The sequence below is a fragment of the Nocardia sp. NPDC058176 genome (assembly GCF_042883805.1).
Taxonomy (GTDB): domain Bacteria; phylum Actinomycetota; class Actinomycetes; order Mycobacteriales; family Mycobacteriaceae; genus Nocardia.
Window position 1 is genome coordinate 2,544,173 of the sequence record NZ_JBHVVA010000001.1, and the last position, 19,897, is coordinate 2,564,069.

Annotated in this window: 19 protein-coding genes; 10 read left to right on the forward strand and 9 right to left on the reverse strand. The window is 69.9% G+C overall.

Translation table 11 applies throughout. From position 1 onward, the window contains the following. Positions 1 to 241 precede the first annotated feature (241 nt). Genes ACFVVM_RS11805 through ACFVVM_RS11815 form a run of 3 tightly spaced genes read left to right on the forward strand, consistent with a single transcriptional unit; the run spans position 242 to position 4,457 of the window. Positions 242 to 1,666, forward strand: coding sequence for a condensation domain-containing protein (locus ACFVVM_RS11805; protein WP_387616395.1), 1,425 nt, complete (start codon positions 242 to 244; stop codon positions 1,664 to 1,666). A gap of 6 nt (positions 1,667 to 1,672) precedes the next feature. Beyond that, the gene (locus ACFVVM_RS11810; protein WP_387616397.1) at positions 1,673 to 3,130 is read left to right on the forward strand and encodes a condensation domain-containing protein; all 1,458 of its coding nucleotides are present in this window, start codon (positions 1,673 to 1,675) and stop codon (positions 3,128 to 3,130) included. Next, positions 3,111 to 4,457, forward strand: coding sequence for a condensation domain-containing protein (locus tag ACFVVM_RS11815; protein ID WP_387616399.1), 1,347 nt, complete (start codon positions 3,111 to 3,113; stop codon positions 4,455 to 4,457). The genes ACFVVM_RS11810 and ACFVVM_RS11815 overlap by 20 nt, the downstream gene beginning before the upstream one ends. Positions 4,458 to 4,461: 4 nt before the next feature. On the opposite strand, the gene ACFVVM_RS11820 is transcribed toward ACFVVM_RS11815, so the two are convergent. From ACFVVM_RS11820 to ACFVVM_RS11830, 3 genes are read right to left on the reverse strand one after another with little or no spacing between them, the layout of a single operon-like run. Further along, positions 4,462 to 5,778, reverse strand: a complete 1,317-nt coding sequence (locus ACFVVM_RS11820; RefSeq protein WP_387616401.1) for a diacylglycerol/lipid kinase family protein — start codon at positions 5,776 to 5,778, stop codon at positions 4,462 to 4,464. Then, on the reverse strand, positions 5,775 to 6,089 hold the full coding sequence (locus ACFVVM_RS11825; RefSeq protein ID WP_387616403.1) for an amphi-Trp domain-containing protein: 315 nt from the start codon (positions 6,087 to 6,089) through the stop codon (positions 5,775 to 5,777). Before ACFVVM_RS11825 ends, ACFVVM_RS11820 begins: the two co-directional genes overlap by 4 nt. Before the next feature lie 42 nt (positions 6,090 to 6,131). Next, the gene (locus ACFVVM_RS11830) at positions 6,132 to 6,557 is read right to left on the reverse strand and encodes an acetyltransferase (RefSeq protein ID WP_387616405.1); all 426 of its coding nucleotides are present in this window, start codon (positions 6,555 to 6,557) and stop codon (positions 6,132 to 6,134) included. A 168-nt stretch (positions 6,558 to 6,725) separates the two neighbouring features. Between ACFVVM_RS11830 and ACFVVM_RS11835 the strand changes: the two genes are divergently transcribed. Then, positions 6,726 to 8,372, forward strand: coding sequence for an MFS transporter (locus tag ACFVVM_RS11835; protein ID WP_387616407.1), 1,647 nt, complete (start codon positions 6,726 to 6,728; stop codon positions 8,370 to 8,372). 24 nt (positions 8,373 to 8,396) lie between these two features. Here ACFVVM_RS11835 and ACFVVM_RS11840 read toward each other — a convergent pair whose 3' ends face one another. Both ACFVVM_RS11840 and ACFVVM_RS11845 read right to left on the reverse strand, forming a co-directional pair. After that, positions 8,397 to 8,858, reverse strand: coding sequence for a VOC family protein (locus tag ACFVVM_RS11840; RefSeq protein WP_387616408.1), 462 nt, complete (start codon positions 8,856 to 8,858; stop codon positions 8,397 to 8,399). Continuing rightward, positions 8,855 to 9,442, reverse strand: coding sequence for a DinB family protein (locus tag ACFVVM_RS11845; protein ID WP_387616410.1), 588 nt, complete (start codon positions 9,440 to 9,442; stop codon positions 8,855 to 8,857). The genes ACFVVM_RS11840 and ACFVVM_RS11845 overlap by 4 nt, the downstream gene beginning before the upstream one ends. Before the next feature lie 61 nt (positions 9,443 to 9,503). On the opposite strand from ACFVVM_RS11845, the gene ACFVVM_RS11850 reads away from it, so the two are divergent. Next, positions 9,504 to 10,541 (forward strand): helix-turn-helix transcriptional regulator, encoded by a 1,038-nt coding sequence (locus ACFVVM_RS11850; protein WP_387616412.1) that lies wholly within the window; start codon positions 9,504 to 9,506, stop codon positions 10,539 to 10,541. 65 nt (positions 10,542 to 10,606) lie between these two features. On the opposite strand, the gene ACFVVM_RS11855 is transcribed toward ACFVVM_RS11850, so the two are convergent. After that, positions 10,607 to 11,449 carry a TetR/AcrR family transcriptional regulator gene (locus tag ACFVVM_RS11855; RefSeq protein WP_387616414.1) on the reverse strand — a complete coding sequence of 281 codons (843 nt, stop codon included), beginning with the start codon at positions 11,447 to 11,449 and terminating at the stop codon, positions 10,607 to 10,609. A gap of 65 nt (positions 11,450 to 11,514) precedes the next feature. Between ACFVVM_RS11855 and ACFVVM_RS11860 the strand changes: the two genes are divergently transcribed. Together ACFVVM_RS11860 and ACFVVM_RS11865 are read left to right on the forward strand one after the other, a co-directional pair. Then, positions 11,515 to 13,239, forward strand: a complete 1,725-nt coding sequence (locus ACFVVM_RS11860) for a right-handed parallel beta-helix repeat-containing protein (protein WP_387616416.1) — start codon at positions 11,515 to 11,517, stop codon at positions 13,237 to 13,239. Between the two features lie 30 nt (positions 13,240 to 13,269). Beyond that, positions 13,270 to 13,722, forward strand: a complete 453-nt coding sequence (locus tag ACFVVM_RS11865) for a flavodoxin domain-containing protein (protein ID WP_387616418.1) — start codon at positions 13,270 to 13,272, stop codon at positions 13,720 to 13,722. A gap of 236 nt (positions 13,723 to 13,958) precedes the next feature. Here ACFVVM_RS11865 and ACFVVM_RS11870 read toward each other — a convergent pair whose 3' ends face one another. From ACFVVM_RS11870 to ACFVVM_RS11880, 3 genes are read right to left on the reverse strand one after another with little or no spacing between them, the layout of a single operon-like run. After that, complete coding sequence (locus ACFVVM_RS11870) at positions 13,959 to 15,215, reverse strand: amidohydrolase family protein (RefSeq protein ID WP_387616420.1); 1,257 nt, start codon at positions 15,213 to 15,215, stop codon at positions 13,959 to 13,961. A gap of 37 nt (positions 15,216 to 15,252) precedes the next feature. Next, entirely contained in the window at positions 15,253 to 16,200 is a 948-nt protein-coding gene (locus ACFVVM_RS11875) for a PDR/VanB family oxidoreductase (protein ID WP_387616422.1), read from the reverse strand. Continuing rightward, a complete protein-coding gene (locus ACFVVM_RS11880) occupies positions 16,200 to 16,838 on the reverse strand; it encodes a helix-turn-helix domain-containing protein (RefSeq protein ID WP_387616424.1) in 639 nt (212 codons plus the stop codon). The genes ACFVVM_RS11875 and ACFVVM_RS11880 overlap by 1 nt, the downstream gene beginning before the upstream one ends. 198 nt (positions 16,839 to 17,036) lie before the next feature. Between ACFVVM_RS11880 and ACFVVM_RS11885 the strand changes: the two genes are divergently transcribed. From ACFVVM_RS11885 to ACFVVM_RS11895, 3 genes are read left to right on the forward strand one after another with little or no spacing between them, the layout of a single operon-like run. Beyond that, entirely contained in the window at positions 17,037 to 18,293 is a 1,257-nt protein-coding gene (locus tag ACFVVM_RS11885) for an amidohydrolase family protein (protein WP_387616426.1), read from the forward strand. Beyond that, positions 18,290 to 19,066: an ABC transporter ATP-binding protein gene (locus ACFVVM_RS11890; RefSeq protein ID WP_387616428.1), complete on the forward strand. Its 777-nt coding sequence runs from the start codon at positions 18,290 to 18,292 to the stop codon at positions 19,064 to 19,066. The genes ACFVVM_RS11885 and ACFVVM_RS11890 overlap by 4 nt, the downstream gene beginning before the upstream one ends. Then, entirely contained in the window at positions 19,063 to 19,878 is an 816-nt protein-coding gene (locus ACFVVM_RS11895) for an ABC transporter permease (protein ID WP_387616430.1), read from the forward strand. The genes ACFVVM_RS11890 and ACFVVM_RS11895 overlap by 4 nt, the downstream gene beginning before the upstream one ends. Positions 19,879 to 19,897 lie beyond the last annotated feature (19 nt).

Genomic DNA, 19,897 nt, shown 5'->3' on the forward strand with positions numbered 1-19,897 from the left:
TACCCTGTCATGCCCGAAATATCGCCATAGCCAGGTGATATATCCAGCCGGAAACATCGTGACGAAGGCCACCGCCGCCCGGCAGGAACTATCTTCCGGTTACCCCTACGCTCGTTTCATGCCCGTCACCGGGTAGACGCCATCGGTCCATTCAACGTCGACGTTGTGGCACCGCGGGGCGAGCATGGGGATTCACAGTGTTTTCAGCTTTCGGTCAGCAACATGGTTGGGGCGCATTCGTATGGAATTCACAGAGCTAGCCGACTATCCGCTTCGGGCGGGGACGCTCATCGAATGGGTGCCGGTCACCGGTCGATCGAGTGCGTGGCGGCGCGACGATCGTCCGCTGAGTCACCTGCACGAAGAGCATTGCGTGCGGTCGGGCGGATCATCGGGCGGCGAAAGCTCCTGGCTCGGCACGATCTTCGAGATTCCGCTGCCGTTCGAGGAGGCCGCGGTCCGCACCACGCTGCGGCGCTGGATGGCCCGCCACGACGCCTTCCGCACCACGGCCCACGCCGACGAGGACCGGTTCACGCGCTACACCTGCCCCGCCGAGGACGTCCACGTCGCGGCCCGGCGCGTCGGGCACCTGCGCACCGGCACCAGGGTGTATCAGCACCTCACCGACTATTTCGGCTCCCGGCTCTCGCCCACCGAGTGGCCGCACTGCCTGCTCGCGACCGTCAGCGATACCGAGCTGACCGGCGATCGAACGGGCTTTCTGCTGGTCTTCGGCGCCGACCACTCCGTGATGGACGCCTACTCGATGATGCTGGCCATCAGCGAGATTCAGCGCATCTACCATTCCGTGCTCACCGGGGCGCCTGCCGAACTCCCCGAGGTCGGCAGCTACATCGATTTCGGCGCGCACGATCGCGCCGTCGGCGCGGCACTCACCGCGACCGATCCCGCGGTCACCGTCTGGCGCCGCTATCTGCGCAACGCCGAGTTCCCGGCGTTCCCGCTGCCGATCGCGCCGCGCGCCAAAGCGCCGACCCGATTGCATCAGAGCGGGCTCTCGTCGTGGGTGCTCACCGCCGAACAGGCCGAGCAGCTCCAGGCTCGTGCCCGCCGGGCCGGGCACTCGGTCCAGACCGCGGTCTTCGCCGCGCTCGCCGCGACCCATCGCGTTCTGGTCGGCTCGGAGCCGTTGCGCTGCGCGATGCCGGTGCACACCAGGCAGACCGCCGCGCATGTGCACGCCATGGGCTGGTACGTGGGCCTGCTCCCGCTCGAGATCGACCACGCGGGCGCCGACACGCTCGAGGAACTGCTCGCCCGAACCTCGACGGCGATCGATACGGCGAAACCACTGGCGCACTATCCGTTTCCGCGGATCGCCGAACTGCTCGGCTGCGATCAGGTGCCGCGGTTCGTCGTGTCGTATGTGGATGTCCGCCATGTTCCCGATGCCGCCCAGTGGCAGCAGTGGAACGTGCGACCGCTGCGCAGCGGCGAGGAGTCCGACGACGAGGTGTACTTCTGGATCGCCCGCTCCCCCGGCGGGCTGGCGGTCTCGGCGCGGTTCCCGAGCAACGAGGTCGCCACCGCGAATGTGCACCGGTTCATCAACACTTTCACCGCGATGCTGTCGACGGTGACCACCGAGGGCGAACTGGTCGACCGTCGCACCGCTGTCGCACCGGCCGCCGGAGTGAGCTGAGTACCGATGATCATCACCGCACTGCGCAACTGGCGCCCCGCGGCGGGCGCCCTGGTGGAATGGCAGCCGACCGAGGCCGCCCGCCGGGCGGCCACCGCGGCGCCCGCCGATCCCGATCCGGGAACCTTCCTGCAGGACAATCACCTTCGCGGTGTGCATGCCCGGGCCCAGGCAGGCAAGCCGCACACCGCGTATCTCGCGGTGACCACCGAGGTCGACGGCGTGCTCGACGCCGAGGCGATGAGCCGGGCGCTGCGGCGGTTCGTCGTCCGGCACAGCGGGCTGCTGACCTGGTTCGCCACCGACGACGCCACGGTGACCCGGCACAGTGTCGAGGCCGACCGGATCGCGTTCGAGGCGCACACGACCGGTCACACCCTGGGCGACACCGAGTTCCGCGACCACGCGCTCACCCGCATCGCCCGCGAGGCGGTGGCGACGACCTGGCCCGGCTTCCTGCTCGGCGCCATCGCCCGCGCGGACTCGTTCACCCTCTACTACGCCACCGACCACGCCCTGAGCGACGGCGCGTCCCAGGCCCTCGTCCTCACCGAGCTCCTCGACTTCTACGACAACGAGACCTCCGGGCGGGCGCTCGGCCCCTACACCGCCGCGCCGACCGGCGGCTTCCCCGACTACGCCCGTACCGAACACGAACGGGCCCAGCGGTTCTCCCCGTCCAGTCCCGAGATCGTCGAATGGGTCGACATCTTCCGGCGGCACGGCCATCTGATGCCCCGCTTCCCCCTCGATCTCGGCCTCGAGCCGGGGAGCACCGCGCCGATGCACGGCATCGAGTTCGATGTGCTCGACGGCGCCGGTTCGGCCGCCTTCGCCGAGGTCTGCCGCGCCGCGGGCGGACGTTACGTGGCCGGGGTGCTCGCCGCGGTCGCCATCACCGATCGCGAGCTCGCCGGGCGCGACGAGTACTACGGCATGACGGTGCTGAGTACGCGCGGATTCGGTGAGTTCCTGCTGGCACAGGGCTGGTTGTGCAATTTCGCGCCGGTGGCGTTCAGCGTGCACGGCGCGACCTCGTTCACCGAGCTGGTGGCCCGCGCCAACACGGCCTACGATCGCGCGATCGCCCTGTCCGCGGTGCCCCTGCAGGCGGTGCTCGGCGCGCTGCTCGCCTCCGGCGCCGACCCGGCCGCCGTGATGACCAGCCCGAACATGCTGTCCTACATGGACTTCCGCCGCTTCCCCGGTACCGGGACCGCGCCCTACGAGCGGGGCATGCTGTTCACCGGGGAGGGCGAGACCTCGAACGCGTCGATGTGGTTCAACCGTGACGCCGAGCATCTCTATCTCGGCTGCCAGAGTCCGGGGACGCCGTTCGCCCAGCAGCAGCTGGCCCGGTATCACGCGCACCTGCGCCGGGTGTTCGACGCCGTCGCCGCCGACGGCGACTATCTGATCGGGGCCGGGGACCTGGAGGTGGCGGTTGCGCGTCACCACGGTTGATCGGTACGTACCCGAGCCGGGGACCTTCGTGCACTGGACCGTGCGCGACGACGGGACTTCGATCGATTCGCCCATACCGCCGTCGTTCAACCAGCTCGTCCATCTGGCCGGGTCCGAAGCGGGAAACACCTGGCTGGCAGCGGCATTCGAGGTGTCCGGCCCGCTGGATCGGGTGGCGCTGGCCGATGCCTACCGCGCGCTGATCGCCCGCCACGGCACCTTGCGCAGTTCCTTCGTCCCCACCTCGACGGGCCCGCGCCGGGTGCTGCGGTCAGCGGCGGTCCGGCTCGCGGAGCAGCCCGGCGCCGTGCACCACTCCGGCGCCGCACTGCGCGACACACTCTGGCGGCACTGCAACGATCGGTGCGCGCCCTTCGCCGAGCGGGCCTACCTCCTGGCCGCCATCGACCGGCCGGACACCGCCACCATCGTGTGCGCCTTCGACCACGCCCATGTCGATGCCTACTCGATCGCGATCGTCATCGAGGAACTACGGCTGCTTTATCACGGCGCCGACCCCGAAACCTTGCCCCCGGTGGGCGATTTCGTCGACCACTGCGCCGAGCCGGTCGAGTTCCGCGACGACGATCCGCGCCTGGACGGCTGGCGGGAGTTCTTCGGCGATCAGGGAGTGGTTCCGCCGTCGTTCCCGCTCGATCTGGGTCTCGCACCAGGCAGTTCCGCACCGCAGGCCGTGGAATTGCGTCGAATCCTGTCGGCCGGAACCACCATGGACTTCGAGAACTATTGCCGCACCGCCGATTCAGGCGTGTTCGCCGGCGTACTGGCCGCGACGGCGCATGGCATCCGTGCCGTCGGGGGCGGCGATCGCGCACGCCTGCTGTTCCCGATGCACACCCGACACGAACCGCGGTGGCAGCACGCCGTGGGGTGGTTCACGACCAACGCCCCCGTCACGGTGGACGCCACCGGCGAGCTCACCCAGACCGTAAGCCACGCCCAGCACGCCGTCCGCGCGGCGATCGAGGTCGGCACCGTCCCCCTGGCCGAGACCCTGCACGCGCTGGGCGGCCTGCGCCTGCGCCGCGCCGACATCTTCATGGTGTCCTACATCGACTACCGGCGCCTGCCCGGCGCCGAGGCCCGCGACGCCACCCACATCTCCAATACCAGCTCCGCCGACGACGTCCAGATCTGGTTCTCCCGCGACGACAACGGCCTGTCCCTGCGCGCCCGCTATCCCGCCACCGCGCGGGCCAGGGCGGTGGTACTGCCCTTCCTGGACGAGGTCGAGCAGACCCTGCGCGCGGGTGCCGCGCGCGGTGTCCTCCTCTCCACCGGTCCGTCGACGGCCGACAGTCGCTAGCGGCTCAGCCCCGCCACGCCGATTGCCACAGTCGCGCCCAGTCGACCGCCACCGCGGCGGGCCGCACGCCCGGCCTGTTCCTCGGCACCCGGGCCCGCAGCACGCCCGGCCGGATCGCGCACCGCACCGGAGTCCGGAGCAGCACCGATTCACCGTCCACGCCGGCCGGGATCTCGTCGGTGTCGGCGTCGACGACCACCTCGACCGGCATCTCCTGCGACAGGCCGCGCAACCGGGTGCGGCGCAGCAGGCCGACCGCTTCCCTGGCACTGGCGACCGACAGCGTCACCGCGCCGAGCACCCCGCGATCGAGACGCGCGCGACGGCTCAGTCCCGCCAGATCGCTGCTGTCATAGGCGTTGTTGCTCACCAAGACCGCCTGCGGGCCGCGCACGACGGTGTCGCCGATCCGCGCGACCAGGGTGGGGCCACGGTGCCCGGCGAGCAGATCGGGCAGCAGGGCGAGCACCGTCGCGGTTTTGTCATCGCGATACTCCGGGCTGCGTACGATCTCGGCGTATACCCCGAACGAGACGTTGTTGACGAAGGTGCGGCCGTTAACTGTGCCGAGGTCGACGCGCAACTCCACGCCGTCGCGCAGTGCGTCCAGTGATCGGACGGGGTCGCCGCGGTCGAGCCCGAGATCCATCGCGAAGTGGTTGCGGGTCCCGGCGCTGATCACCAGGAAGGGCAGGTGGTGTTCGGCCGCGACCGCCGCGACCAGGGCCTGGGTGCCGTCACCACCCGCGACGCCGAGCAGATCGGCCCCCTCGCCGACGGCTCGTTCGGCCAGGGCGGTGACATCGATGGTGTCGGGCCCTTCGAGCAGCGCGACCCGGGCGCCGAGCTCCTCGGCCTTGCGCACGAGGTCGTACTTCCAGACCTTCCCGCCGCCCGAGCGCGGATTCATGATCAGGAACGGGTGCTGTGGTGGTGGCGCGGGGAATTCGGGCATCGCCGTCTCCGCACCGCTGTGCCGCAATGCGGTGCGGCCGAGCCCGATTGCGGCCAGTGCGAGCGCACACGACACCAGCACGACCCACAGCAGGTGTGCGCGGATGAACCAGACCGCGACGAGGACCGGCACGAGCAGCGCCATGCCGAGGGCGAGCCACCGCAGCAAGCCGGTGCGCGTGAGAACCGCGTAGAGCGCCGCCACCGTGACCACGAGGCCGCCGGTGCCGACGATGAGCAATGCCACGGCGCCGAGGAAGCCCGCGGCGAGAATCGGAACCACCACCACCGCGGCGGCACAGCACAGCGCCGACCGCGCCCACCAGCGTCGCGCGCGGTCGGTGGGTGTCAGCGCAGCATCGGTCACTTGCCGGTCGTCTTGCGCGCTCGCCCGCGGCGCGCGGGCTTGGCCGGGGTGGCCGGTGCCGCGTCGTCGTCCGGATCGGTGGCGGGATCGTCGCGCCAGCTGATCTCGATCTCGATCTCGGTCTCGTCGCCGTCGACCTCGATCTCGAATTCCCATCGGACGCGGTCGGCGACAACGGTCTCGATCGAGTCGTCACCCGCTTCGAGTTCCACCTCGGAGCCGCGGGCGAGGGCCTGTCCGATCGCGATGAGCCGCTCGGCCGCCTCGGCGCGAGAAAGTTCGGACTTCCGCTTGATCTCCAGTTTCGGCACGACAACTCCTGATGTGGATTCCCTGCGGAGCGCGACGTGGCGTCAGCGGTCCGGATGCCACGCGGCCGCGGCCCAGATGACCACGACGCTCAGCGCGATGATGACCAGCGACCAGGCCGGGTAGTAGGGCAGCGACAGGAAATTCGCGATCATCACCAGCGCGGCGATGCCCATCGCCGCATAACGGCCCCACGCGGTGCCGAACATCAAACCGAAGGCGCAGATCAGTGCGATCACGCCGAGGACGAGGTGAATCCAGCCCCAAGTGGTCGCGTCGAACTTGTAGACGTAGTCGATGCCGACGACGTAGAACTCGTCGTCGACGAGGGCGGCGATGCCCTGGAGGATCGAGGCCGTGGCGGCGATGAGCAGCATGATCGCGGCCACGATGGATATCCCCGCTGCGATGCTCTGCCCCTGACGGGGCTCGGCCACCGGATTGTTCGCCGCTACCTTGTGGTCGGTCATGAGTCAGCCCTCGCTGGTTCGACCCCCGCGAAAACGGTAGCCAAGAGTTTACCGGAATATTGTCCGGCAAGATAGCGAGGTTCATCCGTTTCGGGTGACCCGGCCCCGCTGACGGTGTGTGACCATCGCACAGGTCCGGATTGGTCCGTCCGCGGGGCAGGAGCCGAGTTGAGCAATCCGTCGAGCGTCGGGCATCGCACCGGATCCGGTGGGGTGCTGCTGGTGCTGGCATCGGGCCAGTTCCTGATGACGCTGGACAGCTCGGTGATGAACGTGTCGATGGCCGACGTGGCCGCCGACCTGGACACCACCATCACCGGCATCCAGACCGCCATGACCCTGTACACGCTCGTCATGGCGACCTTGATGATCACCGGCGGCAAACTGGGCACCATCATGGGCCGTCGCCGCGCGTTCGCGATCGGGCTCGTCATCTACGGAACGGGCTCGCTGACCACCGCCGCGGCGCCCAACCTGCCGGTTCTGCTCCTGGGCTGGTCGCTGCTCGAAGGCATCGGCGCCGCCCTGATCATGCCCGCGATCGTCGCCCTGGTCGCGTCGAATTTCCCGCCCGAACGCCGCGGCGCCGCTTACGGGCTGGTCGCCGCGGCGGGGGCGATGGCCGTCGCCGCGGGCCCGCTGATCGGCGGCGCGGTGACCACCTTCGCGTCGTGGCGCTATGTGTTCCTCGGCGAGACCGTCCTCGTCGTGATCATCCTGTTCGCCCTGCGCGGCATCAAGGATGTCGCGCCGTCGAAGGTCCGGATCGACCTGCTCGGTGCCGTGCTCTCGGTGCTCGGTCTGGGCACGATCGTCTACGGCGTGCTGCGGTCGAGCGAATGGGGCTGGGTCGAGACCAAACCCGGCGGTGCCGACATCGCCGGACTGTCCCCGGTCATCTGGCTGCTGATGAGCGGGCTCCTGCTGCTGTACGGATTCGCGCGCAGGCAGACCCACCTCGCCGAGACCGGAGGCGAACCGCTGATCGACCCCGGGCTGTTTCGCAATCGACAGCTCACCGGCGGACTCACGATGTTCCTCGGCCAGTACACGATTCAAGCCGGGGTGTTCTTCACCGTCCCGCTCTTCTTGACCGTGGTCCTCGAACTCGACGCCCTGCAGACCGGGCTGCGGCTGGTCCCCCTGTCGGTGGCGCTGCTGGTGTCCGCCGTCGGAATTCCCAAGATCTGGCCGCGGGCCGATCCGCGCCGCGTCGTCCGGGCGGGGGTGACCGCCATGATCGTCGGCATCCTGTTCCTCGTGGCCGGGATGGACCCCGGCGCCGAGGCGGGCGTGGTCGCCATCCCGATGCTGCTGATGGGACTGGGGCTGGGCGCCTTGGCTTCCCAGCTCGGCGCCGTCACCGTGTCCGCGGTGCCGGACGCGCAGAGCGCCGAGGTCGGCGGCCTGCAGAACGCCGCATCCAACCTCGGTGCCTCCCTGGGGACGGCGCTGGTCGGTTCGGTACTCATCGCGACATTGAGCACCTCGATCATCACCGGCATCAACGACAACCCCGACGTGCCGTCATCGGTGAAACAACAAGCCACCACCGAACTGGCCGCGGGTGTCCCCTTCCTGTCCGATGCTCAGCTGCGGGAAGCGTTGAGCGAGAGCGCAGTTCCGGACCCACAGGCCGCGGACATCCTCGCCCTCAACGGCGATGCCCGCCTCGACGCCTTGCGAGTCGCGTTCTCGCTCACCGCTCTGCTCGCCATCGCGGTGCTGTTCGGCACCGCACGGATTCCGCGCCGCCCGCAAGGCGGACCTGATCCAGCGACTTCGCCCCCGAAGGACCCCGCGCCGGGCGGATGATCGACGGCACGGGATCTCACCGCATCAGTCCAGACAGAACTCGTTGCCCTCGGGATCTGCCATCACGATGAACCCGGCGCTCATCGGCGGGCTGGGCTCGAAACGGCGAATCCTGTTGGCGCCCAGGGCGACCAACCGCGCGCACTCGGTCTCCAGCGCGGCCATCCGCTCCTCCCCCGCCAGCCCTGGGGCGGCGCGGACGTCGAGGTGGACGCGGTTCTTGGCGACCTTGTCCTCGGGCACCTGCTGGAAGAAGACGCGCGGGCCGTGCCCGTCCGGATCTTCGATGGCCGAGTTGGTGTTGCGCTGCTCCGGCGGCACACCGATCCCGGCGAGGAACTCGTCCCACGCGTCGAGCGGGTCGGTGCCCGCGGGCACCTCGACACCGGGCGGGCCGGGGTGGACGTAGCCGAGCGCGTCGCGCCAGAAGGTCGACAGGGCCCGCGGGTCGTGGGCGTCGAAGGTGATCTGGATGTCGCGGCTCATCGGGCGGCTCCGTTCGTGGCGGTGTGGGTGTGCAGGTAGAGGTCACGCAGCAGGGAGACCTCGGACAGATGGTGGATCAATTCACGCTGAATGTGCAGTACCAGGGCGGCCATCGGCAAGTCCGGAAACGGCTCCTTCTCGCCGACCGGCACCCGCAGCCCGGCCTCGCCGAGACCGCGCACTCCGGCCTGCCAGGTGTCGAGTTCGGTGTCGAGCTGGACCAGTGCCGCCTTGGCGCTGCCCGCGTACTCCCACGTCTGATAGTCGGCGGCGGGTGCGCCGAAGTGCGCCGCGTTGCGCATGGCGAGCACGCCGACGATGACGTGGCCGAGGCGCCAGGCGATGGTGGTCAGCGGTGCGGGGACCGGCTCGGGGAAGGCGAAATCTATGGTGAAATCCCCTGTTCCGCCCTGTATGGGCGCGGTCGAGGTGCCGCGCGGTCGTACGCTCCACGCCTCCGGCACCGGCGACCAGAAGTACTCGTCGTCGGTGAGGCCGTCGAGCCGGGCGCGGATCTGATGGTTCCAGTGGAACTCCCACTGGTCGCGCAGTGTCTGATTCCAGTCGAGTTCGTCGATGTCCATACCGCCACCCTGCACCCCGAAGCGGACAGGATCGGTCCGCTATCTCTGGCAAGCTGAACGGGTGACAGCGAGTGACGAGCGCGGAACGACCGAGCGGGTGCTGACCCTGCTCGGACTGTTACAGCAGCGCGCGGTGTGGACCGGTCCCGAACTCGCCGACCGGCTCGGCGTCACCGCGCGCACGGTGCGCCGCGATGTGCAACGGCTACGCGCGCTCGGCTATCCGGTGCAGGCCGGTCAGGGGGTCGGCGGCGGTTACCGGCTCGGTCCCGGCCGTGACCTGCCGCCGCTGCTGCTCGACGACGAGGAGGCCATCGCCACCGCCGTCGCGCTGCTGGTCGGCGCGGGCGGCGCGGTGTCCGGCTCCGGGGACGCCGCGCTGCGGGCGCTGAGCAAACTCGACCGGGTGCTGCCGACGCGGCTGCGGCACGAGGTGCACGCCCTGATGGGCTCGGTGGAGTCCTTCGGCACCGGACATCTCCCGGTCGACCCCGACACGCTCATGACGCTGGCCCGCGCCTGCCGCGACGAGGTCGAGATCGGTTTCGGCTATCCGTCGGCGACACAGGCACAGCGACGAGTCGAGCCCTATCGCCTCGTCGCCTCGGATCGACGCTGGTACCTGCTCGCCTACGACCTGGACCGCGACGACTGGCGGAACTTCCGGGTCGACCGGATGACCGAGGTCGCCACGCGAACCTGGCGTTTCCGCCCCCGCCCCGCACCGGCCGCGGCGGCCTATGTGCAGGAGAACATCGCGAGCCGCGCCTACCCTCACCAGGCGCGCTTCCTCGTCTACGCCACCGCCGATGCCGTCCGCGCGCTGATCCCCGCCGCCGCGGCCGTCGTCCGCCCCCGTGACGACGGACACTGCGAAGTGCTCAGTGGCGCTGCGGATCTCGATGCCGTACTCCTGCACATGCTCCGGCTCGGCCCCGATTTCGACGTGCTGAGTCCACCGGAACTCGCCACCCGCTGCCGCGACCTCGCCCAGCGCCTGCTGACTGCCGGGACCTCCGCCGGCGACCCGGCACGGAGTCATGGTTCCTTCACCGGGGCGGATTCCGGACCCGAGGCAGGCGACCCGGGCCCGAGGTGAGGTGCGCGCGGCGCCGTCGTCGAGCGCCTCGGCTGCGCACTGCCGAGCCGGGAGGTCGATCGCGGTCAGGTGTCGTGTCGTCGCCGGTAAGCGCGCTGTTGACACGCCCGGGAGCAGTAGACGCGGGGACGGCCAGGCGTGGGTTGCCGCACGGTGGTTCCGCAGACCGGACATATTTCGTCACGACTTTCATCACGGTGGCGGGCGATGAGCGCCCCGATGCCGTCGAGGAGGCGGGCGAGGCCGAATTCGAAGGAGTCCTCCGGGGCGTCGTAGCCGCCGGCTTCCCACAGCGCGGTGAGCGTGGGATAGGAATCGAGGCGGTCGTAGAGGGAGTCGCGGGCGCCCCACCACTCCTGTTCACCCACCCCGCTGTGGCGTTCCTGGCGGGCGGTTTCGACCAGGGTCTGCGCTTCGGCGTCGACGAAGCGGCCGACCAGGCCGACCGCGGCGATCACCTGTGCGGGCGGGAGTCCGGTGTCGGCGAGGGTGCTCAGCATGTGCTCGTAGACCGCGACGCCGTGCGGGCCGGGCAGGTGTCTGGTGCCGCGCACCTCGGCCATCCAGGGATGACGTCTGCGCAGTTCCCAGCCACCGCGGGCGCAGGATTCCAGGCGCGCCCGCCAGCCGTCGCCGACCGGAACGAGCGGGTTCTCGCCCTGTACGGCGTCGAGCATGAGGTCGATCAGCTGGTCGCGACCGGGGATGTGTCGGTAGATGGACATGGTGGTGAAGCCGAGACGTTCGGCGACCTTGCGCATGGACAGCCCGTCGAGGCCCTCGGCGTCGGCCAGCTCGACGGCGGCGCGCACGATGCGGTCCGGACTCAGGCCGGGCCGCGACTGGCGCGCACCGTCGCCCCACAGCAATTCCACCCCGTGGTCGGGGTCGTCCGCCTTGCTCACCATTGCCACTCCTGCCGTCTATGGTGTTATATCTTGTGTACACCGCATACGCGAAGAAGGGGAGTTCAGTGTCGGAGTTCTTTGTCGATCCGAGTGGGGACGATTCCTGGCCGGGCAGTGAAACCCAGCCGTTCGCCACGCTCGACCGAGCCGTGCGCGCCGCGAGCGAAACGACCGGCGCGGTCGTCGTCCAGCTCAGGGCGGGCTGTCACTTCCTGACCGATCCGCTCGAAATCACCAGGGGCGATATCGCTTTCCAGGCTTACGGGTTCGGAACGCCCGGGCAGGAGGCGGCGGTTGTCAGCGGCGGCCGCCGGATCACCGGCTGGCAGCACCGGGAAGGTAGCTGGGTGGCCGAGGTGGGCGATCTCGACACCAGGCACCTGTCGGTCGACGGCAGGCGGGCCGAGCGGGCCGCGATCGAGACACTACCCGGCGCCGCGACGAGCACCGACACGGGTTACGTCACAGACGTCACGCTGAACTGGCAGAGTCCGGCCGACGTGGAGTTCGTCCACCGCGGTGTCTATCCGTGGACCGAGGCCCGCTGCGCCGTGGCATCCACCACGGTCGACGCCGACGGCGCCACCACCGTCACCATGGCACAACCCGCGTTCGACCACGCCCACACGCTGTACCACTTCGCCTGGGATGGTCACAGCTCACGCGGGCCCGGCCTGCCCACCCGCATCGAGAACGACGCCGCCTTTCTCACCGAGCCCGGCACCTTCGTCCTCGATCGGTCACGCCCGGGCCGCCACGCCCTCCGGTATCTGCCGCTGCCCGGTGAAGATCCCGAACGCACCGTGGTCGTCGCGCCCGCGCTCGAGGTCCTGCTGCGTGCGACCGGCGTCGCCGAGATCGCTTTCCGCGGACTGACTTTCGCGGATGCGACCTGGTTGCGCCCCGCCGCCGAGGGATTCCTCCACTACCACGGCGGCAACTACTACACCGGCGGCCGGGTCGATGTCGTCACCATCGAGGCCGACCGGTCCTGGGTCACCGTGCCCGGCGAATCCTCGGCGATCCCGGCTTGCGTCCGCATCGAGGACAGCACCGGCGTGCGGATCGAGGGGTGCCGCTTCACCCGCCTCGGCGCCACCGGGCTCGGCCTCACCGGCGGCGCGGATCTCGTTGTGCGCGAGTGTGATTTCGACACCATCGCTGCCTCCGGCATCACCGCCACCGGCAGCCGCGACCTCGTCGTCGAAGACAATCGCATCCAGCACATCGGCCTGGACTACTCCGGCGCGCCCGGCATCGCCATCGACGAGACCAGCGGATGCACCGTGGCGCACAACCACATCGCGCACACCCCGCACTGCGGCATCGTCGCCGGGTCCGCTCAGGGCACCCGCATCCTGCACAACCTGGTGACCGACACCTTGACGGCGCTCGCCGACGGCGGCGGCATCTATCTGTCCGGCAGCCAGGGCGACAGCGCGGACAACGGCGCGCTGGTCCGCGGCAATGTCATCGAAGACGTCCACACCCCCTACAACTTCGGTCTCTACACCGACTACGGCGCCGCCTGGGTGACGGTCGAGGACAACGTCGTCCGCCGCGCCGACAGCAGCTCGGTCCTCCAGGTCTTTCCACCACTGGACAACGTCGTCTACCGTCGCAACTTCTGGGACGCCGACCCGGTGGGCAGCGACGATGTGCCCGCCGGCGTCGTCTACGAGGACAACACGACCCTCCCCGACCCGGCCGCGCTGGACGCCGCGACCGGCACCCTGCGGGCCATGGCCGGGCCACGGCGAGACGGAATCGGCCACCTCGAGTTAGGGTAGGCTTACATTTCCTGACGAAAGGGGTCGTGCGTGCGCGTCATCATCTTGTTCGGATCCGAGATCGGCACGGGCGAGGCGGTCGCGGACCGTCTCGCCGACGAACTCCACGCCCATGAGGTGTCGGTCTACGACATGATGGACTTCGATCCGGGCGACCTCGAGCTGGACGACTTCCACATCATCGTCTGCTCGACCTACGGTGACGGCGATCTCCCCACCGGCGCCGAGCCCTTCTTCGACGAGCTCGACGCCACCCGCCCCGACCTGACCGGCCTGCGCTTCGCCGTGTTCGGCCTCGGCGACAGCGTCTACGGCGACACCTTCAACCGTGGCGGCGAGATCGCGGCCGAGAAGCTCGCCGCCCGCGGTGCCGTCCAGGTCGGCGAGCACGCCCGCCACGACGCCTCCACCGAGATCAAGGCCAAGGACATGGCCGTCGAGTGGGTCTCGCGCCTGCCCATCGACGCCTTGGTCAACGCCTAGGACCGAGCCACGCGCGGTCACACCGACCACCCGGAAATGCACGATGACCGCGCGAGTCTTGTCACCACTCGGCCTCGTCGACCACGAACCGGCCCCACCGCATCGATCGGCGACGGGTCCGAGGCGTGCTGGACCGTTGATCACCAGGCACTGGTGGCGGTCGCCTCTCGGCCGATACTCACCTGAGAGCCTGGTGATCAACGGTCCAGCTTTGTGTGGCTGCTGGGCACAGCTTGTCAGCGACCGGCGGGGGTGAGTCGGTCGAGGCCGGTGGCGATCTCGTGTTCGTCGGCGGTGACCAGACGTCCGTCGCGGACGACGACGCGGCCCGCGACGACGACGTGACGTGGTCGCCGTCCGGGGTTGGCCCAGAGCAGGCCCGCGATCGGATCGGCCACTCCGGCGTCGGCGACCCCGGTCGTATCCCAGACGCACAGGTCACCACCGGTCACGGACGCGAGTTCCGGGCGGCCGAGGCCGGTGGCCGAACCCGTGGTGGCCATGGTCAGTGCGTCGAGCGCCGACAACGGCGGTCCGACCAGCGGTGACACCTGCATGGCCAGCCGGGCGTCGGCGAGCAGATGCCCGGCGTCATTGCTGCCGCCACCGCTGGTGCCGAGTCCGACGGTGATGCCCGCGGCACGCAGGGCGGCAACGGGGGCGATTCCCCACCCCATCGGCAGATCGCAGCCGGGCGCGTGGGTCGCGGTGACACCCGCCGCGGCGAGCCGCGCGATCTCGGCATCGGTGACGTCGCACAGGTGCGCCACGGTGACATCCGGCGCCAGCCAACCCCATTCGTCGAGCAGGTCCAGCGGGCGCCGACCGTAGCGCTCCAGCGCGATCGCCACGTCGACCTGCTCATTGGCCTGCGTGCGCCGTCGCAGTCCGCGCCGACCGGCCACCTCGGCCATCAGCCGAAAGGTCGCTTCGCTGTCGGAGTGCACCCCGGCGGGCCCGACCGCGACCTGCACCATCGCGTCGGCGCTCACCCCGGTCGGCGCGAGCGCCTCGGCGATGAGATCCGCACTGTGCGCGGCACTTTCGGGATCGTCCCCGGCCGACCCGCGCACGAAGACGAGCCGCCCGCCGAGTTCGCGCGCGGCCCGTTCGGTCGCGCGGGCGAGCGCCACGGTGTCCTCGGGGGCGAGGGCGGCGGGCCAGGTCAGGTGATGATCGGCCACCGTCGTCACCCCGCACAGCAGGGCCTCGGCCATTCCGACCCGTGCCGCCGCGTAGACGAGTTCCTCGTCGACCCCGGCCCTTGCGTAGGCCGCGGCCATGGTCGGCAACCAGGTCGACATCGCCACCCCACGTGTGCCGGGCAGCGTGCGGAACGCCGACTGGAGCAGGTGGTGATGGGCATTGACGAGGCCGGGAGTCACCACGCACCCCTCGGCATCGAGGGTGCCGTCGGGACCGGCGACAACCAGGTCACCTTCAGTGTCCGCGGCACCGAGAATCGCGCGCGCACCGCGCACGTGCAGTGTCATGAGCCGATCCGATGCCGGGTACCGGACCTGATCCCCATCACAGCTCCAGCACCAATCGGGCACTCGCGCTGCGCGAGACACAGATCATCATCGACTCGCTCTCGGCACGTTCGGCCGGTGACAGCACCGAATCCCGGTGGTCGACCTCGCCGCTGACCACACCGGTCTCGCACGTTCCGCAGGTGCCCTCCCGGCACGAGGCCACCGTGGCCACCCCCTGTGCCTCGACCGCCGCGAGGATGGAGCCGGCCGGGTCGACGGTGATGGTGAGCCCGGAGACGGCCAGCGAGACCTCGAACGGCACGGTATCGGCGGCGGCATCCAGATCACGGGCGACGAACCGCTCGGCGAACACATCGACGGCAGGCTGCGCCTCGCAAGCCAGTTCGGCGGCCTCGATCAAACCCGTTGGACCGCAGACATATACCGCGGTCCCCGGCGTGAGATCGGCGAGGGAGGCGCCCAGATCGAGACGGCCGTCACTCGCCGACTGCTGGATCATCGCCTCCGGATAGCGCAGAGCCACCTCGTCCAGATAGGCCATGCTCGACGCATCGCGACCGGTGTAGATCAGCCGCCACGGTCGTCCACTCCGTGCGGCCGCCGCGGCGAGCGCGAGGATCGGGGTGATGCCGACGCCACCGGCGATCAACACGTATTCGAGCGCGCGGACGAGCGGAAAGTGATTGCGCGGTGGGCGGATCGATACGTCCGCGCCGATCGCCAGTGTGTGCGCGAGCACCGATCCGCCGCGCCCGTCCGCTTCCCGCAGCACCGCGATGCGGTAGGTGCCGGTGTCCGCCGGGTCCGAGCACAGCGAGTACTGGCGCACCACGGTGTCGTCGAGCAGCAGATCGATGTGCGCGCCGGGCGTCCACGCGGGCAACAAAGCACCGTCGGGGCGGGCGAGGGTGAACTCGTCGATGTCGTCGGCCAGTCGGCGACGGTCCCGCACGAGGACGGGGAACGGATCGGAGGTGGTCATCAGGGCCTCTCGTCGGGCCCCGCCGCAGTGATCCCAGCCACGGAATCCGCCTGGTGCCCGGCCGCTTTCACGACGATCAACCTGGCACGCGGGCTGTCCACCACCCGCCATCGGTGTGGTGTGCCGCCAGTGTAGTAGAGGCCGTCGCCCTCGGCGAGGCGAGTGAGCCCGCCGTCGGCGAAGTCGACGACGATCGCGCCCGTCACCACGTAGACCCACTCGTCCACGTCGTGTTCGAAATACGGCCCGAACTCGGTGTGCACCTCGTCGAACTCCTGCGGATAGAACGCGGCGCGCCCGCGCACCAGCAACCTGCTCGAACCCGCCTGCGAGCCGCGTCCGGCGATGCCGCGCGGCAGCCGCAGACCCTCGTCGGCGCGCACCACCTGTGCGCCGGTCGCGGTGTCCTCGTGATCGCGGGTGTCGGCGGCCAGCATCAGGTCGACCTGGGTGGTGTCGAGCGCCGAGGCGAGCCGGGCCAGGGTCAGCATGCTCGGCCGGGCGAGGCCGCGTTCGAGCTGGCTCAGGAACGGGTGCGAGATCTGGGCCTGACCGGCGAGCTGGACCAGGGTGAGGCCACGGTCACGGCGACGGCGGCGAATCTCGGTGCCGAGCGCGAGTTGAGCGTCATCGGGCACTGCCCACCCACTTTCCCGCCGGCGCGGCGGACCCCGGCGAATTAACACGACCGACGCGAACTCCGTCATCTGCCGGAAATACGGTCGCTGCACAGTGACAAATGTTGATCACATCAACATCGACTCTATAACAGCCAACGCCTCGCCGACCAGCCACGGACGAGCCATCCCTTCCCTCCACCTGCCGAAGGATGCCCTATGGAACATCCCCTGCCGCACCGTGTTTCGCGGCTGTGCGGGGCGACCCTGCCCGACGGCGCCGTGGTCGACATCGACATCGGCCGCCGCGATGGCCACGCCGTGGTCACCGCCATCCGCCCGGGTTTCCCTTCCGGCGAGCTCGCCGACACGGCCATCGATCTGCGCGGCTTCGTCGTGCTCACCGCGCCCGCCGAGCCCCATGCGCACCTGGACAAAGCACTGTCCTGGGATGTGCTGAACCCGCCGTTCGGCGATCTGGGCGCGGCCGTCGAGTCCTGGCGCGGCGGCAGCGCGGGCCTGACCGAGGAGTCGTTCCATCGGCGGGCCACCGCGGCGGCCGCGGCGCTGCTGCGCAACGGCACCACCGCGATCCGCACGCACGCCGACATCCTCGGCGGACCCGATCCGCTGCGCGGCATCCGGGCGATCGATCGGGTGCGCCGTGAACTGGCCGGACTGCTCGACATCGAGATCGTGGCGCTCACCCCGCCCACGGCCGAGGCCGCGCTGCTCGACGCCGCGCTCGAGGCGGGCGCCGATCTCGTCGGCGGCGCACCGCATCTCGCACCGGACCCGGCCGCCGAGGTCGAACGCCTCCTCACGATCGCCGAGGCGCACGGTATCGGCGCCGACCTGCACGTCGACGAGTTCCTCGACGGCGACCACCACACCCTCGCGCACTTCGCCGAACGGGTGCGGGACTGGCCGTCGACGCGCACCCGCACCGCCGGGCACTGCTGCCGGCTGGGCACGATGGACGCCGCCGAACTGGCCGAACTACTGCCCGCGGTGGCGCGCAGCGGCCTCGGCATCGTGAGCCTGCCGATCACCAATCTGTATCTGCAGGGCTGGGACCGGCCGGTCGCGACGCCGCGCGGGCTCACCGCGCTCTCGGCGCTGCTCGCGGCGGGCGTGCCGGTGGCCGCGGGTGCGGACAATGTGCGTGACCCGTTCAATCCGGTCGGGCGCAGCGATGCGCTCGAGACCGCCTCGCTGCTGATCACCGCGGGACATCTCCCGCCCGCGCAGGCCGTGCACCTGGTGACCGACGGCGCGCGTGCCGTCCTCGGGCTGCCCGCGGCCGGTGTGCGGGTGGGGGCCCGCGCCGAACTGCTGGCCGTGCGCGGCACCGGGCTGCTCGACATCGTCGCCAATGCCCCGGCCGACCGCATCGTCATCCGCGACGGCGCGATCGTCTCGATCAGCCGAACCGACCACCGCACAGCGATATTCGCCGAATTGGAGTTCTCATGACCAAGCCCGCGACGATGCAGCAGGCGGCGCCGCGTCCCGGCAGCCAGGTACTCGGCTTCGAGTCCACCGAACTCACCTATCCCGGCGGCACCGTGGCGCTGCGTGGCGTCGATCTGACGGTGCGCGCGGGGGAATTCGTCAGCGTGGTCGGTCCCTCCGGCTGCGGCAAGTCGACCCTGCTGCGGATCGCGTCCGGACTCGAGACCGCGACCGGCGGCTACACCCAGGTCGGGGCCAACCGGATCGGCTACGTCTTCCAGGACGCGACCCTGCTGCCCTGGCGCAGCGTGCGCGACAACGTGGCCCTGCTGGCCGAACTCGACCGGGTCGGCAAGGCCGAACGGTATCGCCGTGCCGACGAGGCGATCGAGCTGGTCGGTCTGTCCGGCTTCGCCGATCATCTGCCGCGGATGCTGTCGGGCGGGATGCGGATGCGGGTGTCGCTGGCCCGCTCGCTCACCGTCGATCCGGAACTGTTCCTGTTCGACGAGCCCTTCGGCGCGCTCGACGAGATCACCAGGGAGCGGCTCGGCGACGAGATCACCGAACTGTTCGCCGCCCGCCGCTTCGCCGGTCTGTTCATCACCCATTCGGTGGCCGAGGCGGTGTACCTGTCCACCCGGGTGGCCGTGATGTCTGGACGGCCGGGCCGGATCGTCGAGGAATTCGACGTCCCGTTCGACTTTCCACGCAAGCCGGAGATCCGGTTCACCCCCGAGTTCACCACGCTGGCGGGCCAGGTCTCGCGCGCACTGCGAGGAGCACACGCATGAGTATCGATACCAAGGTCGCCGCGCCGAAGCGGACGTGGAAGCCGAGCGCGTTCATCGCGCCCGCGACCGTGCTCGGCCTCGTGATCGCCGCCTGGTACCTGGTCAGCTACGCCGTACTTCCCCCGGCCCGCCGGTTCCTGATGCCACCGCCGCACGAGGTGGTGACCGAGGGCCTGTTCGGTCCGTCCGCACCCGCCATGCTGGAAGCGTTGCAGCGCACCGCGACCGTGGCGTTCACCGGGCTGGCGATCGCGGTGGTGCTCGGCATCGTCTGGGCAGTACTGATGGCCCAGGCGAGCTGGGCCGAGACCGCCCTGTTCCCGTATGCGGTGGTGCTGCAGTGCATCCCGATCCTGGCGCTGGTGCCGCTGATCGGGTTCTGGTTCGGATTCGGCTTCACCGCACGGGTTTTCGTGTGTGTGCTGATCGCACTGTTCCCGATCGTGTCGAACACGCTGTTCGGGCTGAAATCCGTGGACAAGGGCATGCGCGAGTTGTTCGCACTGCGGAACACGCCCCGGCTGACGGTGCTGCGCAAGCTCGAGTTCCCCGCCGCCATGCCCGCGATCTTCGCCGGTGTGCGGATCTCGGCCGGGCTGGCCGTGGTCGGCGCGATCGTCGGCGACTTCTTCTTCAAACAGGGTGATCCCGGTATCGGCATCCTCATCGACAACTACCGCTCGCGGCTGCAGTCCCCGCAGCTGTTCGCCTCGATCCTGCTGGCCTCGGCCCTCGGTGTCGTGGTGTTCGCCTTCTTCGGCTGGCTCTCGCGTCGGCTGGTCGGCGCCTGGCACGACACCGCACGCAACTGAAATCCCCTTCCCCGCTCTA

What these genes read in the sequence shown, in the direction of transcription:
- ACFVVM_RS11840 (WP_387616408.1), bottom strand. Translation starts at nt 8,858, where the DNA reads ATGAGCCGCGACATCCAGATCACCTTCGACGCCCACGACCCGCGGGCC.
- ACFVVM_RS11875 (WP_387616422.1), bottom strand. Translation starts at nt 16,200, where the DNA reads ATGACCACCTCCGATCCGTTCCCCGTCCTCGTGCGGGACCGTCGCCGA.
- ACFVVM_RS11830 (WP_387616405.1), bottom strand. Translation starts at nt 6,557, where the DNA reads ATGACCGACCACAAGGTAGCGGCGAACAATCCGGTGGCCGAGCCCCGT.
- ACFVVM_RS11855 (WP_387616414.1), bottom strand. Translation starts at nt 11,449, where the DNA reads ATGGTGAGCAAGGCGGACGACCCCGACCACGGGGTGGAATTGCTGTGG.
- ACFVVM_RS11805 (WP_387616395.1), top strand. Translation starts at nt 242, where the DNA reads ATGGAATTCACAGAGCTAGCCGACTATCCGCTTCGGGCGGGGACGCTC.
- ACFVVM_RS11845 (WP_387616410.1), bottom strand. Translation starts at nt 9,442, where the DNA reads ATGGACATCGACGAACTCGACTGGAATCAGACACTGCGCGACCAGTGG.
- ACFVVM_RS11890 (WP_387616428.1), top strand. Translation starts at nt 18,290, where the DNA reads ATGACCAAGCCCGCGACGATGCAGCAGGCGGCGCCGCGTCCCGGCAGC.
- ACFVVM_RS11870 (WP_387616420.1), bottom strand. Translation starts at nt 15,215, where the DNA reads ATGACACTGCACGTGCGCGGTGCGCGCGCGATTCTCGGTGCCGCGGAC.
- ACFVVM_RS11810 (WP_387616397.1), top strand. Translation starts at nt 1,673, where the DNA reads ATGATCATCACCGCACTGCGCAACTGGCGCCCCGCGGCGGGCGCCCTG.
- ACFVVM_RS11885 (WP_387616426.1), top strand. Translation starts at nt 17,037, where the DNA reads ATGGAACATCCCCTGCCGCACCGTGTTTCGCGGCTGTGCGGGGCGACC.
- ACFVVM_RS11895 (WP_387616430.1), top strand. Translation starts at nt 19,063, where the DNA reads ATGAGTATCGATACCAAGGTCGCCGCGCCGAAGCGGACGTGGAAGCCG.